The sequence below is a fragment of the uncultured Methylibium sp. genome (assembly GCF_902826655.1).
Taxonomy (GTDB): Bacteria; Pseudomonadota; Gammaproteobacteria; order Burkholderiales; family Burkholderiaceae_C; genus Methylibium.
In genome coordinates this window covers 98603-116090 of record NZ_CADEFR010000001.1, presented here as the reverse complement: position 1 = coordinate 116090, position 17488 = coordinate 98603, and the positions used below count along the sequence as shown (strand labels likewise).

Annotated in this window: 18 protein-coding genes; 7 read left to right on the top strand and 11 right to left on the bottom strand. The window is 71.9% G+C overall.

The window, feature by feature from the left end; genetic code table 11:
- Positions 1–13: 13 nt before the first annotated feature.
- Complete coding sequence (locus QZV97_RS00600; protein ID WP_295636651.1) at positions 14–535, bottom strand: FKBP-type peptidyl-prolyl cis-trans isomerase; 522 nt, start codon at positions 533–535, stop codon at positions 14–16.
- Between the two features lie 25 nt (positions 536–560).
- Between QZV97_RS00600 and QZV97_RS00595 the strand changes: the two genes are divergently transcribed.
- From QZV97_RS00595 to QZV97_RS00585, 3 genes are all read left to right on the top strand, one after another.
- Positions 561–1703 (top strand): cupin domain-containing protein, encoded by a 1143-nt coding sequence (locus QZV97_RS00595; RefSeq protein WP_295636648.1) that lies wholly within the window; start codon positions 561–563, stop codon positions 1701–1703.
- A complete protein-coding gene (locus QZV97_RS00590) occupies positions 1696–2202 on the top strand; it encodes a hypothetical protein (protein ID WP_295636645.1) in 507 nt (168 codons plus the stop codon). Before QZV97_RS00595 ends, QZV97_RS00590 begins: the two co-directional genes overlap by 8 nt.
- A gap of 144 nt (positions 2203–2346) precedes the next feature.
- Positions 2347–2640, top strand: a complete 294-nt coding sequence (locus tag QZV97_RS00585) for a hypothetical protein (protein ID WP_295636642.1) — start codon at positions 2347–2349, stop codon at positions 2638–2640.
- An 89-nt stretch (positions 2641–2729) separates the two neighbouring features.
- Here QZV97_RS00585 and QZV97_RS00580 read toward each other — a convergent pair whose 3' ends face one another.
- The 7 genes from QZV97_RS00580 to QZV97_RS00550 all read right to left on the bottom strand — a co-directional run bounded on the left by QZV97_RS00580 (position 2730) and on the right by QZV97_RS00550 (position 8473).
- Positions 2730–3509, bottom strand: coding sequence for an MBL fold metallo-hydrolase (locus QZV97_RS00580; protein ID WP_295636639.1), 780 nt, complete (start codon positions 3507–3509; stop codon positions 2730–2732).
- A 22-nt stretch (positions 3510–3531) separates the two neighbouring features.
- Complete coding sequence (bamC, locus tag QZV97_RS00575; protein WP_295636636.1) at positions 3532–4701, bottom strand: outer membrane protein assembly factor BamC; 1170 nt, start codon at positions 4699–4701, stop codon at positions 3532–3534.
- Between the two features lie 97 nt (positions 4702–4798).
- Complete coding sequence (dapA, locus tag QZV97_RS00570) at positions 4799–5680, bottom strand: 4-hydroxy-tetrahydrodipicolinate synthase (RefSeq protein WP_295636633.1); 882 nt, start codon at positions 5678–5680, stop codon at positions 4799–4801.
- 59 nt (positions 5681–5739) lie between these two features.
- Positions 5740–6306, bottom strand: a complete 567-nt coding sequence (locus QZV97_RS00565) for a class I SAM-dependent methyltransferase (RefSeq protein ID WP_295636630.1) — start codon at positions 6304–6306, stop codon at positions 5740–5742.
- Positions 6303–7109, bottom strand: a complete 807-nt coding sequence (locus QZV97_RS00560) for an SDR family oxidoreductase (protein WP_295636626.1) — start codon at positions 7107–7109, stop codon at positions 6303–6305. The genes QZV97_RS00565 and QZV97_RS00560 overlap by 4 nt, the downstream gene beginning before the upstream one ends.
- 1 nt (position 7110) lies before the next feature.
- Positions 7111–7245: a hypothetical protein gene (locus QZV97_RS00555; RefSeq protein ID WP_295636623.1), complete on the bottom strand. Its 135-nt coding sequence runs from the start codon at positions 7243–7245 to the stop codon at positions 7111–7113.
- Positions 7246–7252: 7 nt separating this feature from the next.
- The gene (locus QZV97_RS00550; RefSeq protein ID WP_295636620.1) at positions 7253–8473 is read right to left on the bottom strand and encodes an MFS transporter; all 1221 of its coding nucleotides are present in this window, start codon (positions 8471–8473) and stop codon (positions 7253–7255) included.
- Between the two features lie 94 nt (positions 8474–8567).
- On the opposite strand from QZV97_RS00550, the gene QZV97_RS00545 reads away from it, so the two are divergent.
- The 3 genes from QZV97_RS00545 to parC are packed head-to-tail and all read left to right on the top strand — an operon-like array spanning position 8568 to position 13439.
- Positions 8568–10568, top strand: a complete 2001-nt coding sequence (locus QZV97_RS00545; protein ID WP_295636617.1) for a DNA topoisomerase IV subunit B — start codon at positions 8568–8570, stop codon at positions 10566–10568.
- Complete coding sequence (locus QZV97_RS00540) at positions 10565–11098, top strand: GNAT family protein (RefSeq protein ID WP_295636614.1); 534 nt, start codon at positions 10565–10567, stop codon at positions 11096–11098. The genes QZV97_RS00545 and QZV97_RS00540 overlap by 4 nt, the downstream gene beginning before the upstream one ends.
- 25 nt (positions 11099–11123) lie before the next feature.
- Complete coding sequence (gene parC / locus QZV97_RS00535) at positions 11124–13439, top strand: DNA topoisomerase IV subunit A (RefSeq protein ID WP_295636611.1); 2316 nt, start codon at positions 11124–11126, stop codon at positions 13437–13439.
- A gap of 9 nt (positions 13440–13448) precedes the next feature.
- Here the strand turns inward: parC and QZV97_RS00530 are convergent, their stop codons facing one another.
- The 3 genes from QZV97_RS00530 to QZV97_RS00520 all read right to left on the bottom strand — a co-directional run bounded on the left by QZV97_RS00530 (position 13449) and on the right by QZV97_RS00520 (position 14852).
- Entirely contained in the window at positions 13449–13802 is a 354-nt protein-coding gene (locus QZV97_RS00530; RefSeq protein ID WP_295636607.1) for a hypothetical protein, read from the bottom strand.
- Positions 13803–13878: 76 nt separating this feature from the next.
- On the bottom strand, positions 13879–14397 hold the full coding sequence (locus QZV97_RS00525; RefSeq protein ID WP_295636604.1) for a disulfide bond formation protein B: 519 nt from the start codon (positions 14395–14397) through the stop codon (positions 13879–13881).
- The gene (locus QZV97_RS00520; protein ID WP_295636600.1) at positions 14394–14852 is read right to left on the bottom strand and encodes a RidA family protein; all 459 of its coding nucleotides are present in this window, start codon (positions 14850–14852) and stop codon (positions 14394–14396) included. The genes QZV97_RS00525 and QZV97_RS00520 overlap by 4 nt, the downstream gene beginning before the upstream one ends.
- An 89-nt stretch (positions 14853–14941) precedes the next feature.
- Between QZV97_RS00520 and QZV97_RS00515 the strand changes: the two genes are divergently transcribed.
- Positions 14942–17455 carry a DNA internalization-related competence protein ComEC/Rec2 gene (locus tag QZV97_RS00515; RefSeq protein ID WP_295636597.1) on the top strand — a complete coding sequence of 838 codons (2514 nt, stop codon included), beginning with the start codon at positions 14942–14944 and terminating at the stop codon, positions 17453–17455.
- Positions 17456–17488 lie beyond the last annotated feature (33 nt).

The following is a 17488-nucleotide window of genomic DNA, read 5'->3' as shown; positions in this document are numbered from 1 at the left end:
CCGGTCGACGACCTCAGTGCAGCTGCGGCGGCGGGGGCAGGGTGCTCAGCACCGACAAGGGCGACGTCGCGACCGAACGGTGCTCGACTTCCTCGGCGCTGGCCGTGCGCACGTCGCGCACCTTCAGTGCCAGCACCAGTGCGATGCCCGCGAGCGGATGGTTGCCGTCGAGCACGACATGACTGTCGTAGACCTCGGTGATGGTGTAGACCGCATCGGTCGGCACGTCGCGCGTCGTCGCGCCTTCGGGCAGGCCGTCGAACTGCATGCCCTCTTCAATGTGCTCGGGAAAGACGCTGCGGTCCTCGAAGAACACCAGGTCGGCGTCGTACTCGCCGAAGGCATGTTCGGGTTCCAGATGCAGGGTCGCTTCGAAGCCTTCGCTCTGTCCGACCAGCGCTTCCTCGACCTTGGACAGCAGGTCGTCGCCACCGACGAAGAACTCCACCGGCTCGGCCAGCTCGTCGATCAGCTGGCCCTGGGCATCTTCGAGTCGCCAGGTGAGGCTGACGACGCAGGGCGGGTCGATCTGCATGCGGAGATGATCGCACAATGAATGCATGAGCCAGCCTCCGGACATCGACGCGCGGACCCCCTTGCTCGGCGGCCTGAGCCCGCGAGCGTTCATGCGCCGCCACTGGCAGAAGCAGCCCCTGCTGGTGCGCCAGGCCGTGCCAGGCGTGCAGGCGCCGCTGGGTCGTGCGGCACTGTTCGCGCTGGCCGGCAGCGAGGACGTCGAGTCGCGTCTGGTCGTGCGCGAACGCGAGTCCTGGCGCCTGCGACGCGGCCCGCTGCCGCGGCGCGCGTTGCCGCCGGTGTCGCGTCCGGGGTGGACCTTGCTGGTGCAGGGCCTCGACCTGCACGTGCCGGCGGCGCGCGAGCTGTTGTCGATGTTCCGCTTCGTGCCCGAGGCGCGCCTCGACGATCTGATGCTGTCCTGGGCCAGCGATCGCGGCGGCGTCGGTCCGCACGTGGACTCCTACGACGTCTTCCTGCTGCAGGTGCAGGGCCGCCGCCGCTGGCGCATCGGCCCGGCCGGCGATGGAGCCTTGCAGCCGGACCAGCCCCTGAAGATCCTGGCGCGCTTCGCGCCGACCCAGGAGTGGCTGCTGGAGCGGGGCGACATGCTCTATCTGCCGCCGGGCTGGGCACACGACGGCGTCGCCGAGGGCGAGTGCCTGACGGCCTCGATCGGCTTTCGTGCACCGGCGCGCGACGAACTGGCGCGCGAGGTGCTGGGCCGCCTGCTGGAACGCAGCGACGAGGACCCGCCGCAGCGGTACCGCGACCCGTCGCAGGGTGCGACGGCGACGCCAGGACGCATCCCCGAGGCCTTGCAGCGCTTTGCCGCGGCGGCGGTGGTGCGCGCGGTGCGTGAGCGCCACGCGCTGCAGGCGGCGCTGGGCGAGGCCCTGAGCGAGCCCAAGCCCCAGGTCTGGTTCGGATCGTCCGACACGGCGACGATCGCGCACGGGCTGCGCCTCGATCCGCGGTCGCGGATGATGTACGACGATGCCCACGTGTTCGTGAACGGCGAGTCGTGGCGTGCCGCCGGCCGCGACGCGACCCTGATGCGGCGCCTGGCCGATCGCCGGGTGTTGACGGCTGCCGAGATCGCGCGCGCGAGCGACGCCGCGCGCGAACTGCTGATGCAATGGACCGAGGACGGCTGGCTGCAGCCACTGGGAGTCGACGATGACTGATGACGACGCGAACCGGCCCGAGCCAGTGACGCCGATCGAGGGCCGCAAGGACTTCCAGCGCGAGGTGCTGGCCGCCCTGGAGGATGGGGCTGCAGCCGGCGTCCCGCAGCTGTGGATGGCGGACCTCGACTTCGACGCCTGGCCGCTCGGCCAGCCGGCGGTGGTCGACGCGCTCGCGCGCTGGGCCAGCTCGCGCCGGCGCCTCACGCTGCTGGCGGCCGACTACGCACTGTTCCCGCAGCGCTTCCCGCGCTGGATCGCCTGGCGCCAGCAGTGGTCGCACGTCGTGCAGTGCCTCGTCGTGCAGGAGGAGTTCGTGGCGCAGCTGCCCTGCCTGCTGTTCGTGCCGGACCGGGTGGCGGTGCGGCTGTTCGACCGCGAGCGCCATCGCGGTCGCGTGCTGCGCGAACCGGCCGACCTGCTGCGGTGCCGGGAGCTGGTCGATGCGTTGTCGCAACGCTCGGAGGAAGGCTTTCCCGTCACGACTCTCGGCCTATGAGGGTATGCCCGGGGTACGGCTAGAATGCCGGGCTAGGCATAGGACTGCTCGAGCGGTCCTGGTCTTGTACGGAACTCGGCGCGCACGCGCGGGTTCTGCCAACTACCGGTATGTTTGCCACCCTCCGTTCACAAGGATCTCAAGATGACTAAGTCGCTCCTGCTGGCTTCGCTGATCGCCGCCGCCGCCCTCGCCGCCTGCGGCAAGAAGGAAGAAGTGGCTGCTCCCGCCGCCGCCGCCGCGTCGGCCGCCATGGCCACCGCCGCGTCCGCCGCTGGTGATGCCGCCTCGGCCGCCGCTGGCGCTGCCGCCGGTGCTGCCGACGCTGCCGCCTCGGCCGCCGCCGGTGCCGCCGCCACGGCTGCCACCGCCGCTGCCGATGCCGCCTCGGCTGCCGCCGGTGCCGCCTCGGCCGCGATCGACGCCGCGAAGAAGTAAGCAGCAGCGCGACAGGGCGCGAGCCCTGCGCCATCGAAAGCAGAAGGCCACCCCTCGGGGTGGCCTTCTGCCTTGGGCGCCGCGAAGCTTCAGCCGAGGGACAGCCAGGCGAAGCCGTTGCGCGCCGTCGCGACGACCACCTCGTCGGGGCTCGTGCCCAGCGCGCCGGCCAGCGCCGCGGCGGCGAGGGCCGGCCGGTTGTTCTGTTCGCTCAGATGAGCCGCGACGACATGACGCAGGCCGTCGTGGCGGCAGCTTGCCAGCACCTCGGCGGCACTGTCGTTGGCCAGATGGCCGAGCCGGCCGCCGACGCGGGCCTTCAGCGATGCGGGGTAGCTCGATGCGGCGAGCAGGCCTCGGTCGTGGTTGCACTCCAGCAGCAGGGCCGCGCAGTCCTGCAGCGCTGCCAGCAGGTGGCCGGTGATCGATCCGGCATCGGTCAGCACACCCAGGCGCGCCGCGCCGTCGCTGCAGCACAGCTGCAGCGGCTCCGCGGCGTCGTGCGGCACGGTGTAGGGCTGCAGCTGCAGCGCACCGACCTCGATGCTCTCGCCGTCGCGCGCGAACTGCAGCAGGCCGTCGTCGAACTCGGGCGCGCCGATCGCCCGCCAGGTGCCGCGGCTCATCCACAGCGGGATGCGGTGCCGGCGCGCCAGCGCCACGGCGCAGCCGATGTGGTCGCCGTGCTCGTGCGTCACGAAGATCGCGTCGACGTCGGCCGTGTCCAGGCCGATGCGACCGAGCCGCGCGTCGAACTCCTTCTGCGTGAACCCGCAGTCGATCAGCAGGCGCGTGGTGCGCGCGCCGTCGCGGGCCTCGACCAGCGTCGCGTTGCCGCTGCTGCCGCTGCCGAGGCTGCAGAAGCGCATGCCGGGCGCGCTCAGCGCGGCGTCACTTCAGGTCGGTGACCAGCAGGTCGAGGATGCGCTTGGCCGCGTCGCCGGTCTCGGACGCGCCCTGGTTGTTGAGCACGGTGACGACGGTCGAGTCGGCCTGCGTCTTCAGTGCGATGCGGTAGCGCTCCAGGCCGCCCTGCGGATCTTCCTTGGCGCCGAAGAGCTTGCTGAAGAAGCCGGGCTCCTCCTTGCCGGCCTTGGCCGGATCGACGTAGCGCACGAAGTACAGGCCCTGGGCGCGGTCGCGGTCCTCGACGGTGAAGCCGCTGCGGTCCAGCGCCAGGCCGACGCGCCGCCAAGCGCGGTCGAAGCCGTCGTCCACCTGCAGGCCGGCGCCCGGCCCGCCGGCCAGCAGGCGCGCGCGCGGGGCGGGGGCAGGCGCGGCGGCGGCCGTCGGCTGCGCGGCGGCAGCGGCGGCGGCCTTCGCCTGCTCTTCCTTGGCGCCGAGCTTCTGCATCAGGCGCGACAGCATCACCGCCTCGAGTTCCGGATCGGCCGGACGCGGCTGCCAGACGGTGTTTTGCTTGCGCTCGGTCGTGTAGAAGTCGAACATTCCTCGGTGGCTGATGTTGATGTCGGTGTCGCCGTCAGTGCTGCGCTCGATGCGCGTGCGGAAACGGTCGCGCTCGCCGGTGTCGTAGATGCTCTCAAACACCCTGCCCAGCGTGTTGCGGATGAAGTCCTGCGGCAGCTTGGCGCGGTTCTCGTTCCAGTTGGTCTCCATCAGGCCGGTGTCCTTCTGCTCGACGTCGAGCTGGAAGCCGCGCTCTGCCCAGAAAGCCTGCAGCTGCGGCCACAGCTGTTCCGGCGTCTGCTTCGTCACCAGCCAGCGCTGGCTGCCGGCACGCTCGAGCTTCACGTCGCCGACGACCGCCGGCGCGACGGTGACGGCTCCGGGCGCGGCGGTCGCGGCCGCAGCGCCCGCCGGCGCTGCCTGCTGCAGCGTCGAGGCGCTGATCGTGCCGCCGGTCGGCTGGTAGCGCGAGTCACGCGCCAGCTGCGTCAGGTCGGGCGGCACCTCGAGCGACACGGACTTCGAGGCGCTGGACTTGTAGTCGACCTTGTCGCCCTGGAGCGCGTTGTTGACCGTCGAACAGGAGGTCAGGCCGACGGCCAGGGCCAGCACCAGCAGGCGGGACGGAAGGGGAAGACGCGGGAAATTCACGGGAAGCTACTCCGAAGGTCGGGCGCTGCCGGCCGCAGCGCGGCCAGGCAGGGGCACGGGTGAGACGCGGCAGCGCCGGACGAGTTCAGGGGGAGGTTCACAGCAGGCCGGCGTCGCGCAGCGCCTGCTCGACCACGGGCTGCTGAGCTTCGCCGAGCGGGGTCAGCGGCAGCCGCAGGGCACCGCCGCAGCGGCCCAGGCGCTGCAGCGCCCACTTGACGGGGATCGGGTTCGGCTCGCAGAACAGCTGCTTGTGCAGCGGCAGCAGGCGCATGTGGATCTCGACGGCGCGCCGCGCATCGCCCGCCACGGCGGCCATGCACAGGTCGTGCATCGCGCGCGGCGCGACGTTGGCCGTCACGCTGACGTTGCCCTGGCCGCCCAGCAGCATCAGCGCCAGCGCGGTCGGGTCGTCGCCCGAGTAGATCGCAAAGCCCTTCGGGGCTTCCTTGATCAGCCAGGCCGCGCGATCGATGTTGCCGGTGGCTTCCTTGATGCCGACGATGCCGGGCACCTGGGCCAGCCGCAGCACGGTCTCGTGCTGCATGTCGGCCACCGTGCGGCCGGGCACGTTGTAGAGCACCACCGGGATGTCCACCGCCTCGGCGATGGCCTTGAAGTGGCGGTACTGGCCCTCCTGCGTGGGCTTGTTGTAGTAGGGCACGACCTGCAGCGTGCAGTCGGCGCCGACCTTCTTGGCGTAGCGGCTCAGCTCGATGGCCTCGGCGGTCGAGTTGGCACCGGCGCCGGCCATCACGGGCACGCGGCCGGCCGTGTACTCGACCGCGGCGCGGATGATCTCGCAGTGCTCGTCGGGCGTGACCGTTGGCGATTCGCCGGTCGTGCCGACGATGCCGATGCAGTCCGTGCCCTCGGCGACATGCCAGTCGATCAGTCGACGCAGCGCCGGGTAGTCGACGCTGCCGTCCTCGTGCATCGGCGTGACGAGCGCGACGATGCTGCCAATGATGGGCTTCATGGGGGTTCCTGTAGAAGCGGCGATTTTAGCCAGCCGCCCGGGCCAGCCTGACGGGGCGGCTACAGGGGATAACGCGGTGGTGCGGCGTCGGCCGACAGGGCCTCGCGCACGGCGGCGATGCGCTGCACGAAGCGCGGCGGCGCGTCGAGGAAACCGTCCTCGTAGCCCAGCACGCGCCAGTCGCCGGCCGGGTCGCCGCGCACCGCGTCCAGCAGTTCGCCGGGGCGCAGCAGGAAGTGCGGGTTCGACGGCTTGCCGACGCTGGCGTTGCCGGCGGCGAAGGTTTCGTAGACCAGCAGTCCGCCGGGCGCGACGCTGGCGACGATCGTCGGCATCAGCGGCCGCCACAGGTAGTGGGTGACGACGACCGCATCGAAGCGTCGACCGGCCAGCGGCCAAGCGCCGGCCTCGATGTCGGCGACGATCAGCTCGCCCTGGCCCTGCAGCGCGGCGAGTGCCGCAGCGTCGCGGTCGACGCCGGTCACGCGATGGCCCAGGCTGGCCAGCCAGCGCAGGTGCCGGCCCGAGCCGCAGGCGACGTCCAGCACGCTGGCCGCGCGCGGCAGCAGCGCCGCCCAGCGCCGGACCCAGGGCGACGGATCCTGCCCGGCATGCGCGGGCGTCATGCGGCGTCGCGGTTCAGCGCGGCGCGCGCCATCGCGTCCACCCGTGACGGCGCGATCAGCTTCAGCCAGCGGCCGAGCTTGCCCTTGGTGCTCATCACCACGTCGCGGCGGCGCCGGTCCATGCCGTCGACGATGAGGCGCGCGCATTCGTCGACCGGCATCGCGTCGCGCTCGTCCAGCCCGCTGCGGCCGGCCGGCTGGCCGGCGGCGTCGTAGCCGCGGCGGCGGATCTCGGTCGCGACCACACCGGGGTAGGCGATCGTCACGCTGACGCCCTGCGGGTCGAGCTCGGTCCTCAGGGCCTCGAAGAAGCCGGTCATCGCGAACTTGCTGGCGCAGTAGGCGGTGCGTGCCGGCACGCCCACCAGCCCGGCCAGGCTGGACACCGCGACGATGCGGCCGCGGCTGCCCTTCAGGTGCGGCAGCGCGGCGTGGGTGCACCAGACGCTGCCCCAGTGATTGATGCGCATCAGCTGCTCGGTCCAGGCCAGGTCGGGCGTGTCCTCGAGCAGCGCGTGGGCCGACATGCCGGCGTTGTTGACGAGCGTGTCGATGCGGCCGAAGCGTTCGACCGCCGCGGCGACCAGGGCCTCGCAGTCGGCCCGGACCGACACGTCGCAGCGGCGCACCAGCACCTGGCTGCCGTGCGCGGCGCACTGCGCAGCCACCTGCGCGAGCTTGTCCTCGCCGCGCGCGGCCAGCACCAGCGCCAGCCGGGTGCCGTCGCGCGCCGCCAGCTGGCGCGCCATCTCGGCGCCGATGCCATCCGAGGCGCCGGTGATGACGATGACCTGCGCCGTCACGCTAGAAACAGCTCCACACGCGGTTCGCCAGGTCCACCATCAGGTCCGGCTGCAGGTAGCTGAAGAAGACCAGGCTCAGCGCCAGACCTGCCGCGAACCACAGCAGCGCGCGCTTGAGCGTCGACGGAAGGACCATGGCCCGATCATGCCGCGGCCGGCAGCGGCCGCTGGATCGCGGTTTCCCGCACCGGCAGGTTGACGAGGGCGGCAAACACGCCCAGCGCCACGGCGATCCACCAGACCACGTCGTAGCTGCCGGTGCTGTCGTAGAGCTTGCCGCCCAGCCACACGCCGAGGAAGCTGCCGATCTGGTGCGAGAAGAAGACGAAGCCGCCCAGCATCGAGAAGTGCTTGACGCCGAAGATCTGCGCCACCACCGCGTTGGTCGGCGGGATGGTCGACAGCCACAGCACGCCCATCACCGACGAGAACACGTACACCGACATCGGCGTCAGCGGCAGCACCAGGAAGGCGACGATCGCGACCGAGCGCAGCGCGTAGATCGCCGCGAGGATGTGGCGCTTGGCCAGCTTCTGACCCAGCACGCCGGCGGCATAGGTGCCGAACACGTTGAACAGGCCGATCAGCGCCAGCGCGGTCGTCGCCACCTCCGGGCCCAGGCCCTGGTCCTTCAGGTAGCTCGGCATGTGGACGCCGATGAAGACGACCTGGAAGCCGCAGACGAAGTAGCCCGCCATCAGCAGCTGGAAGCTGCGGTAGGCGAAGGCCTCGCGCACCGCCTGCCCGATGCTCTGCTGGTGGCCGGCGCTCGTCGTGGCGAACGGCGCTTCCTTCAGGCCGAGGGCCAGCGGCATCATCGCCAGCGCCGCACAGCCCAGCAGGATCAGCGCCTGCTGCCAGCCGAAGCTGGCGATCAGCCAGTTCTCGACCGGCACCATCAGGAACTGCCCGAAGGACCCGGCCGCAGCCGTGATGCCCATGGCCCAGGAGCGCTTCTCGGGCGCGACGTTGCGGCCGATCACGCCGTACACGATGGCGTAGGTGCAGCCGGCCTGCGACATGCCGATCAGCAGCCCGGCGCTGCCGGTGAAGGCCAGTCCCGAGGTCGCCAGCGCCATGCCGACCAGGCCCAGCGCGTACATCACCGACGCCGCGAGCAGCACCTTGAAGGCTCCGTAGCGGTCGGCCAGCATGCCGGCAAAGGGCCCGGCGATGCCCCACATCAGGTTCTGCACCGCCAGCGCGAAGGCGAAGGTCTCGCGGGTCCAGCCGCGGTCCATCGTGACCGGCTGCAGCCACAGGCCGAAGCCGTGGCGGATGCCCATCGACAGGGTGACGATCGCGGCGCCGCAGATCAGCACCTGGGTCATCGACAAGGTCTTGGGCGGGGAGGCAGTGTTCATCGCCGGTCACTGTAGCCAAAGGCCGTGAATCCTGCTGTCGACCGCGCGACCCGGCCCGGAGCGTCACGGGGGCGTCCCTAGAATCCCCGGCAACATGTCCACCAAAGCCAGCAAGACAAGCTCACCCGGCCGCTACGGCGAAGCCTCGATCCGCGTGCTCAAGGGCCTGGAGCCCGTGAAGCAGCGTCCTGGCATGTACACCCGCACCGACAACCCGCTGCACATCGTGCAGGAGGTGATCGACAACGCCGCCGACGAGGCGCTGGCGGGCCACGGCGCCCGCATCGCACTGACCCTGCACGCCGACGGCTCGATCAGCGTCGAGGACGACGGTCGCGGCATCCCCTACGGCCTGCACCCGGACGAGAAGCTGCCGGTCGTCGAGATCGTCTTCACGCGCCTGCATGCCGGCGGCAAGTTCGACAAGGGTGCGGGCGGTGCCTACAGCTTCTCGGGGGGTCTGCACGGCGTGGGCGTCAGCGTCACCAATGCGCTGTCGACGCGGCTCGCCGTCACCGTCTACCGCGACGGCAAGGTCGCGAGCATCGCCTTCTCCGGCGGCGACGTGGTCGAGCCGGTCGCCACCCGCAAGGCGCGCGCCGACGATCGTGCGCAGGGCACGACGGTGCGCGTCTGGCCCGACGCGAAATACTTCGAGAGCGCCGACCTGCCGAAGGCCGAACTCGTGCACCTGCTGCGCAGCAAGGCCGTGCTGATGCCCGGCGTCACGGTGACGCTGACGCACGAGAAGACCGGTCGTCATGAAGAAGAGCGGCAGACCTGGCGCTACGAAGGCGGCCTGCGCGACTACCTGATGCAGACGCTGGTGGCCGATCCGGTGATTCCGCTCTTCGAGGGCGCGCACTACGCGGAAGAGGGCGAGACCGAGAACTTCGCCGAAGGCGAAGGCGCCGCCTGGTGCGTGGCCTTCACCGAGGACGGCAACGCGGTCCGCGAGAGCTACGTCAACCTGATCCCCACGGTGGCCGGTGGCACCCACGAGTCCGGCCTGAAGGATGGCCTGTTCCAGGCCATCAAGGGCTTCATCGACCTGCACAGCCTGCTGCCCAAGGGCGTGAAGCTGATGCCCGACGACGTGTTCTCGCGCGCGAACTTCGTCCTGAGCGCCAAGGTCCTGGACCCGCAGTTCCAGGGCCAGACCAAGGAGCGCCTCAACTCGCGCGACGCCCTGCGGCTGGTCTCGACCTACACGCGTCCGGCCTTCGAGCTGTGGCTCAGCCAGCATGTCGAGCATGGCCGCAGGCTCGCCGAACTGGTGATCCGCCAGGCGCAGGCGCGCCAGCGCGCCGGCCAGAAGGTCGAGAAGCGCAAGGGCTCCGGCGTGGCCGTGCTCCCCGGCAAGCTGACCGACTGCGAGAGCCGCGACCTCGGACTCAACGAGCTGTTCCTCGTCGAAGGCGACTCGGCCGGCGGCAGTGCCAAGATGGGCCGCGACAAGGAGACCCAGGCCATCCTGCCGCTGCGCGGCAAGCTGCTCAACTCCTGGGAGGTCGAGCGCGACCGGCTGTTCGCCAACAACGAGATCCACGACATCTCGGTGGCGATCGGCGTCGATCCGCACGGCGCGGCCGACGAACCCGACCTGAGCGGCCTGCGCTACGGCAAGGTCTGCATCCTGAGCGATGCCGACGTCGACGGCTCGCACATCCAGGTGCTGCTGCTGACGCTGTTCTTCCGCCATTTCCCCAGGCTGATCGAGCGCGGCCACATCCACGTCGCGCGACCGCCGCTGTTCCGCGTCGACGCGCCGGCGCGCGGCAAGAAGCCCGCGGCCAAGCTCTACGCGCTGGACGACGGCGAGCTGACCGCCATCCTCGACAAGCTGCGCAAGGAAGGCGCGCGCGAGAACGCCTGGACCATCAGCCGCTTCAAGGGCCTGGGCGAGATGAGCGCCGAGCAGCTGTGGGACACGACGCTCAACCCGGACACCCGCCGGCTGCTGCCCGTGGCCTGGGGCCAGGTCGATATCGCCGCGACCGAAGGCTCGTTCAACAAGCTGATGGGCAAGGGCGAAGCGGCGGCGCGGCGCGAGCTGATGGAAATCCACGGCGACACGATCGAGGTGGACGTGTGAGCGCGGCCGTCGCCGGCGTGCGCCTGCGCCCCACGATGCTCTCCGACCTCGACTTCGTGCTCAGCGTCGAGGAAGACCCGGCCTGCCGCCCTTACATCACGCCCTGGGAGCGTACCCAGCACGAAGGCGCGGTGCGCTTCCCGGACTTCCGCCACTTCATCGTCGAGGCCGGTGCCGGCACCGAGGCGGTGGGCTTCGTGATCCTGCAGGGCTGCCGCAGCCGGCACCGGTCAGTGGAGCTCAAGCGCATGGTGATCAAGACCCAGGGGCAGGGCCTGGGCCGCGCCTGCCTGCGGCAGCTCAAGCGCATGGCCTTCCGCGACCTGCATGCCCACCGCTTCTGGCTCGACGTGAAGGCCTACAACACGCGCGCCAAGGCTCTTTACGACAGCGAGGGCTTCGTCGAGGAAGGGCGGCTGCGCGAGTGCGTGAAGACCGACGCCGGCTACGACTCGCTGATCGTGATGTCGATGCTGGAGACCGAGTACCACGCCCGCCTGGAGGCGGGCACGGAGGAAGCGGCCGCGTGAGCCGCCCCTCGCTTCCGAGAAACGAATGGATCAACTGGAACTGAGCGCCGCGATGGGCGGCGACGGCGGCGACGCGATCACGCTCGCCCACTACGCGGAGCGCGCCTACCTCGAGTACGCGCTGTCGGTCGTCAAGGGCCGCGCGCTGCCCGACGTCTGCGACGGCCAGAAGCCGGTGCAGCGCCGCATCCTCTACGCGATGGAGCGCCTGGGCCTGGCCTTCACGACCGCGTCCGGCCCGAAGGCGATGAAGAGCGCGCGCGTCGTCGGCGACGTGCTGGGCCGCTACCACCCGCACGGCGACCAGGCCGCCTACGACGCGATGGTGCGGATGGCGCAGGACTTCAGCCAGCGCTACCCGCTGATCGACGGCCAGGGCAACTTCGGCTCGCGCGACGGCGACGGCGCCGCGGCGATGCGCTACACGGAAGCGCGCCTCGCGCCGATCACGCGCCTGCTGCTCGACGAGATCGACGAAGGCACGGTCGACTTCGCGGCCAACTACGACGGCTCGACCTCCGAGCCCAAGCAGTTGCCGGCGCGCCTGCCCTTCGTGCTGCTCAACGGCGCCAGCGGCATCGCGGTCGGCCTGGCGACCGAGGTGCCCAGCCACAACCTGCGCGAAGTCGCGGCTGCGGCGGTCGCGCTGCTGAAGAACGAGAAGCTCGCCGACGAGGACCTGTTCGCGCTGCTGCCCGGCCCCGACTACCCCGGCGGCGGCCAGATCATCAGTGCCGAGGTCGACATCCAGGAGGCCTACCGCACGGGCCGCGGGTCGCTGAAGCTGCGTGCGCGCTGGAAGATCGAGGACCTGGCGCGCGGCCAGTGGCAGCTGGTCGCGACCGAGCTGCCGCCGGGCACCAGCGCGCAGAAGGTGCTGGAAGAGATCGAGGAGCTGACCAACCCCAAGGTCAAGGCCGGCAAGAAGGCGCTGACGGCCGACCAGACCCAGCTGAAGACCACGCTGCTGGCGGTGCTGGACGCGGTGCGCGACGAGTCCGGCAAGGACGCCGCGGTGCGCCTGGTGTTCGAACCCAAGACGCGCACGGTCGAGCAGCAGGAGCTGATCAACGTGCTGCTCGCGCACACCAGCCTGGAGAGCTCGGCGCCGGTCAACCTGACGATGGTCGGCGCCGACGGCCGGCCGACGCAGAAGTCGCTGCGGCAGATGCTGCAGGAGTGGATCGCCTTCCGCCGGCTCACGGTCGAGCGGCGCACGCGCCATCGCCTGGACAAGGTGCTGGACCGCATCCACATCCTCGAGGGCCGGCAGCTGGTGCTGCTGAACATCGACGAGGTGATCCGCATCATCCGCAACGCCGACGAGCCCAAGCCGGCGCTGATCGAGCGCTTCCGCCTGAGCGAGCGGCAGGCCGAGGACATCCTCGAGATCCGGCTGCGCCAGCTGGCGCGGCTGGAGGCGATCCGGATCGAGCAGCAGCTCAAGGAGCTGCGCGAGGACCAGGCGAAGCTGCAGGACATCCTGGACAGCCCGGCCTCGCTGAAGCGCACGATGGTCAAGGAGATCGAGGCCGACGCCAAGGCCTACGGCGACGAACGCCGCACGCTGATCCAGGCCGAGAAGCGGGCGGTGGCCGAGGTCAAGGTGGTCGACGAGCCGGTCACGGTGGTGATCAGCGGCAAGGGCTGGGTGCGCGCCCGCCAGGGCCACGGCCACGATGCGGCGAGCTTCGCCTTCAAGGCCGGCGACGCGCTCTACGGGACCTTCGAGTGCCGCACGGTGGACACGCTGCTGGTCTTCGGCAGCAACGGGCGCGTCTACAGCGTTGGCGTCAGCGGCCTGCCCGGGGCACGCGGCGACGGCCAGCCCATCACCTCGATGATCGAACTCGAGTCCGGCACGCAGCCGCAGCACTACTTCGCCGGCCCGGCCGACGCGACGCTGCTGCTGGCCAACACCGGCGGCTACGGCCTGCTGGCCCAGGCCGGCGACCTGGTCTCGCGTCAGCGCGGCGGCAAGAGTTTCCTCGCGCTGGCCGAGGGCGAGAAGCCGCTGCCGCCGAGCCGTGCCGACGGCGCGCAGCAGATCGCCTGCCTCAGCCTGTCCGGTCGACTGCTGGTGTTCGCGCTGGCCGACCTGAAGCTGCAGCCCAAGGGCGGGCGCGGGCTGACGCTCATGGACCTCGATGCGAAGGACGCGCTGGTGAGCGTGGCGGCCTTCGACAAGACCCTGCGCGTCGTCGGCACCGCGCTGCGCGGCGGCAAGCCGAAGGACGAGGTGTTCGGCGCGGCCGCGCTGTCGTCCTACAAGGGCGCGCGGGCGCGCAAGGGCAAGGCGGCCGACCTGGGTCTCAAGCCGACGCTGCTGCTGCGCGCCTGAGGCGCCGAGCTACTTGCCGCGCGCCGCGCGCTGCGGACGCCGTCCGCCCGCGCCTGCCGCGGCGGCCTTGGCCGGGGCGGGCCGCGCCTTGCTGCGCGCCGCCTTGCGGGGCGCGTGTTCCACGGCCAGCTCTTCGGCCGGCTTGGCCGGCGGCGGCACGACGACGCCGACCGGCGGCTGCAGCGGCACGCCGGGCCAGGCGGTGCGCCAGTAGCGCCACCAGTCCTCGGCCGCCTGCGCGGCGTGCTGCCACAGTGCGCGCTGCGTCTCCGCGATCGCCTGCGGCGTCCACAGCGCGGCATCGCGCGTCGCGGCCGGGGTCTCGTCGCCGTGGGGGAACCAGAAGCGGTGCCAGGGGGTCATGGCCGTCTCCTACGACACCTCGCCGGTGTCTCGGGCCACAGCTTAGTCCTCTCGCGTGTCGCGGTCTTGACCCCGGTCAGGCGCGGGCCTTCCAATGCCACAGCAGCAGCAGCGACGCGGCGGCGATCAGCGTGAACAGCAGGCCGCTCCAGATCTCGAAAGGCAGGCCGAGCAGGCGGTAGGACGCGGCCTCCATGCAGGTCGCCGTGACCTGGAACAGCCAGGGCACCGCGGTCTCCAGGCCCGTCGCGTTCAGAAAGCGGTCGGCCAGCGTGAACGCGCAGCTGCTGTCGCGCGCCGCGACCTGGTGCTGGAACACCGCCGAGGCGATGCCGCCGAGCGCCAGCGCCAGCACGCCCAGCGTCGTGAGCAGGGTCACCGGCCGGGCGCCCGCCAGCCAGCCGGCGAGCGCCACGATGGCGATCACCAGGTAGAGCACGCGCTGGAAGATGCACCACGGGCAGGGCAGCATGCCGAAGACATGCTGCGACACCAGCGCGCTGCCGACCGCGGCCAGCGACAGCAGCGCCACCAGCGCCAGCACGCCGCGCGGCATGCGGTGGAAGACGCTGGTCGGGCGGCTCGTCGCCTTCACGCGATCTCTGCGATCAACTCGATCTCGACGCAGGCGCCCATCGGCAGCTGCGCCACGCCGAAGGCGCTGCGCGCGTGGGCGCCGCGCTCGCCGAAGACCTGCCCGATCAGCTCGGAGGCGCCGTTGGTCACCAGGTGGTGCTCGGTGTAGGCCGGCGTGCTGTTGACCAGGCTCAGCAGCTTGACGATGCGCTTCACGCGCTCGAGGTCGCCGCCGACCGCCGCGTTCAGCGTGCCCAGCAGGTCGATCGCGACGCCGCGCGCCGCGGCCTTGCCGGTCTCGGTGTCCATGTCCTTGCCGAGCTGGCCGACCACCGGCTTGCCGTCGCGCCGCGCGATGTGGCCGGACACGAAGACCAGCGAGCCGGTCCGCACGAAGGGCACGTAGGCCGCGGCCGGCACGGCGACCGGCGGCAGCACGATGCCGAGGTCCTGGAGGCGTTGCTGTATCGACATGATGGAGAGGCTCCGCAGGCGCCGTGGAAGTGGCCGGCATCCTACCGCGCGAGGATGCGGCCGGCGGCGTCGCTTCCTACACTGGATCGATGCGCGGCACAGCGGCGACGGCGGGGACGACAGGGCTGGCCGCCGGCCTCGGCTGGGTGCTGGGGGCCGCCCTGCAGTTGCAGCAGGGCGCGCTGTGGCCGGTGCCCGGCTACGCGGCGCTGGTCGGCGCCGGGGTGCTGGGGCTGGCGCTCGTGCTGGCAGGGCGCCGACGCGGCGCCGCCGCGCTGATCGTGCTGGTGGCGGCCTGCGCCGCCTGTGCCTTCGGCAGCACCGGATGGCGCGCCGGGGCACGGCTGGCGGCACCGCTGGCGCCCGAACTCGAGGGCCGCGACCTCGCCGTGGTCGGCGTCGTCGCGAGCCTGCCGCAGCGCTCGCCCGAAGCCTGGCGCTTTCGCTTCGAGGTCGAGTCGGCGCGGCTCGGCGACACACCCATCGCGCTGCCGCCGCGGCTGTCGCTGGGCTGGTACGCGTCCGGCACCGAGGCGCTGCCCGCGCTGCGCGCCGGTCAGCGCTGGCAACTGACGCTGCGGCTCAAGCGACCGCACGGCCTGGCCAACCCGCAGGGCTTCGACTACGAACTGCATCTCTTCGAGCAGGGCGTGCGCGCGACCGGCTACGTGCGCGCGGCACGCCCCGGCGCTCACCGGCTGCTGGGCGACGACGCCGGCCACGCGGTGGATCGGGCGCGCCAGACGGTGCGCGACGCGATCGCCGCACGCGTGCCCGACGCGTCGGCTGCCGGTGTGCTGGCCGCGCTGGCGGTCGGCGACCAGGCCGCGATCGAGCGCGAGGACTGGGCGCTGTACCGCGCCACCGGCGTCGCCCACCTGATGTCGATCAGCGGTCTGCACGTCACGATGTTCGCGTGGCTCGCCGGACTGGGCCTCGGCGCCCTGTGGCGCCGCAGCGCGTGGCTGATGCTGCGCTGCCCGGCGCCGCTGGCTGCGCGCTGGGGCGGCCTGGCGGCGGCCGCTGCCTACGCGGTGTTCGCGGGCTGGGGCGTGCCGGCGCAGCGGACGCTGCTGATGCTCGCGACGGTCACGGTGGTCGGCGCAGCCGGGCTGCGCTGGAGCTGGCCGCTGGTGTGGGGCAGCGCGATGGTCGTCGTGACCGCCATCGACCCCTGGGCGCTGCTGCAGCCGGGCTTCTGGCTGTCCTTCGTCGCGGTGGGCCTGCTGATGGCGTCGGGCGAGGCGCGCGCGCTGGTCGGCGCGTCGAGCGGCCTCGACGCCGTCGCCGACCGGCCGCGCTGGCGCGAGTGGCTGGCCGGCCTCGGGCCGCTGCTGGGCGGCGCGCTGCGCACCCAGGTCGTCGCGACGCTGGGGCTCGCGCCGCTGACGCTGGTGTTCTTCCAGCAGCTGTCGCTGGTCGGCTTCGCGGCCAATCTGGCGGCGATCCCGGTCGTGACGCTGCTGGTCACGCCGCTGGCCTTGCTGGGCGCCGTGCTGCCGGTGCTGTGGAGCGCGGGCGCGTGGATCGTTGCCGCGCTCAACGCCGGCCTGCAGGTGCTGGCGGCGCCGGCCTGGTCGTCGTGGACCGTGCCGGCTGCAGCGCCCTGGGCCGTGGCCAGCGGCCTGCTCGGCGCGGCCGTGGCCCTGCTGCCGCTGCCCTGGCGCGTGCGGGCGCTGGCCTTGCCCCTGCTGCTGCCGCTGCTGTGGCCGCAGGTGCCGCGGCCGCCGGAGGGCGCCTTCGAGCTGACCGCGGTCGACGTGGGGCAGGGCACCGCGGTGCTGCTGCGCACCGCACGCCACACGCTGCTGTACGACGCCGGCCCGCAGTACTCGCGCGAGACCGACGCCGGCGAACGCGTGCTGCTGCCGCTGTTGCGTGCGCTCGGCGAACGTCGCATCGACACGCTGATGCTGAGCCATCGCGACACCGACCATGTCGGCGGCGCCGCGGCCCTGCTGCGCGGCCTGCCGGTGGCGCGGCTGTCCGGCTCGCTGGAGCGCGCCCACCCGCTGCTGGCGCTGGCGCGGCAGCAGGGCGTGCCGGTCGATGCCTGCGCCGCCGGCCAGCGCTGGGACTGGGACGGCGTGTCCTTCGAGCTGCTGCACCCGCCGGCCGCGATGCTGGACCGCGCCGAGCACGAACGCATCAAGCCCAACACCCTGAGCTGCGTGCTGCGCGTCGTCGGCCGCTGGGGCGGCATCGAGCGGCGCGTGCTGCTGACCGGCGACCTGGAGCGCGAGCAGGAACTGCGGCTGGCCACGCTGCCGCCGGCGGCCCTCGCCAGCGACGTGCTGCTGGTGCCGCACCACGGCAGCAAGACCTCGTCGAGCGCGGCCTTGCTCGACGCCGTCGCGCCGCGCGTGGCGGTGCTGCAGGCCGGCTATCGCAACCGCTTCGGGCATCCGGCGGCCGAGGTGATGGCACGCTTGCGCGAGCGCGGCATCGCGGTGATCGACAGCCCGCGCTGCGGCGCCTGGCGACACGGCCCGGACGGATCGACCTGCTGGCGCGAGACGCGCAGACGCTACTGGCAGCACACGGATCGCCCTGACAATGGCGTGGAAGTTGCTATTCCCGCCGAGTCCGAACCGTCCGACTGAGCAGGCCGGTTCGGGGCCGCCGTCCCGAAGGAG

What these genes read in the sequence shown, in the direction of transcription:
- QZV97_RS00600 (WP_295636651.1), bottom strand. Translation starts at nt 535, where the DNA reads ATGCAGATCGACCCGCCCTGCGTCGTCAGCCTCACCTGGCGACTCGAA.
- QZV97_RS00595 (WP_295636648.1), top strand. Translation starts at nt 561, where the DNA reads ATGAGCCAGCCTCCGGACATCGACGCGCGGACCCCCTTGCTCGGCGGC.
- QZV97_RS00590 (WP_295636645.1), top strand. Translation starts at nt 1,696, where the DNA reads ATGACTGATGACGACGCGAACCGGCCCGAGCCAGTGACGCCGATCGAG.
- QZV97_RS00585 (WP_295636642.1), top strand. Translation starts at nt 2,347, where the DNA reads ATGACTAAGTCGCTCCTGCTGGCTTCGCTGATCGCCGCCGCCGCCCTC.
- QZV97_RS00580 (WP_295636639.1), bottom strand. Translation starts at nt 3,509, where the DNA reads ATGCGCTTCTGCAGCCTCGGCAGCGGCAGCAGCGGCAACGCGACGCTG.
- dapA (WP_295636633.1), bottom strand. Translation starts at nt 5,680, where the DNA reads ATGAAGCCCATCATTGGCAGCATCGTCGCGCTCGTCACGCCGATGCAC.
- QZV97_RS00565 (WP_295636630.1), bottom strand. Translation starts at nt 6,306, where the DNA reads ATGACGCCCGCGCATGCCGGGCAGGATCCGTCGCCCTGGGTCCGGCGC.
- QZV97_RS00555 (WP_295636623.1), bottom strand. Translation starts at nt 7,245, where the DNA reads ATGGTCCTTCCGTCGACGCTCAAGCGCGCGCTGCTGTGGTTCGCGGCA.
- QZV97_RS00550 (WP_295636620.1), bottom strand. Translation starts at nt 8,473, where the DNA reads ATGAACACTGCCTCCCCGCCCAAGACCTTGTCGATGACCCAGGTGCTG.
- QZV97_RS00545 (WP_295636617.1), top strand. Translation starts at nt 8,568, where the DNA reads ATGTCCACCAAAGCCAGCAAGACAAGCTCACCCGGCCGCTACGGCGAA.
- parC (WP_295636611.1), top strand. Translation starts at nt 11,124, where the DNA reads ATGGATCAACTGGAACTGAGCGCCGCGATGGGCGGCGACGGCGGCGAC.
- QZV97_RS00530 (WP_295636607.1), bottom strand. Translation starts at nt 13,802, where the DNA reads ATGACCCCCTGGCACCGCTTCTGGTTCCCCCACGGCGACGAGACCCCG.
- QZV97_RS00520 (WP_295636600.1), bottom strand. Translation starts at nt 14,852, where the DNA reads ATGTCGATACAGCAACGCCTCCAGGACCTCGGCATCGTGCTGCCGCCG.
- QZV97_RS00515 (WP_295636597.1), top strand. Translation starts at nt 14,942, where the DNA reads ATGCGCGGCACAGCGGCGACGGCGGGGACGACAGGGCTGGCCGCCGGC.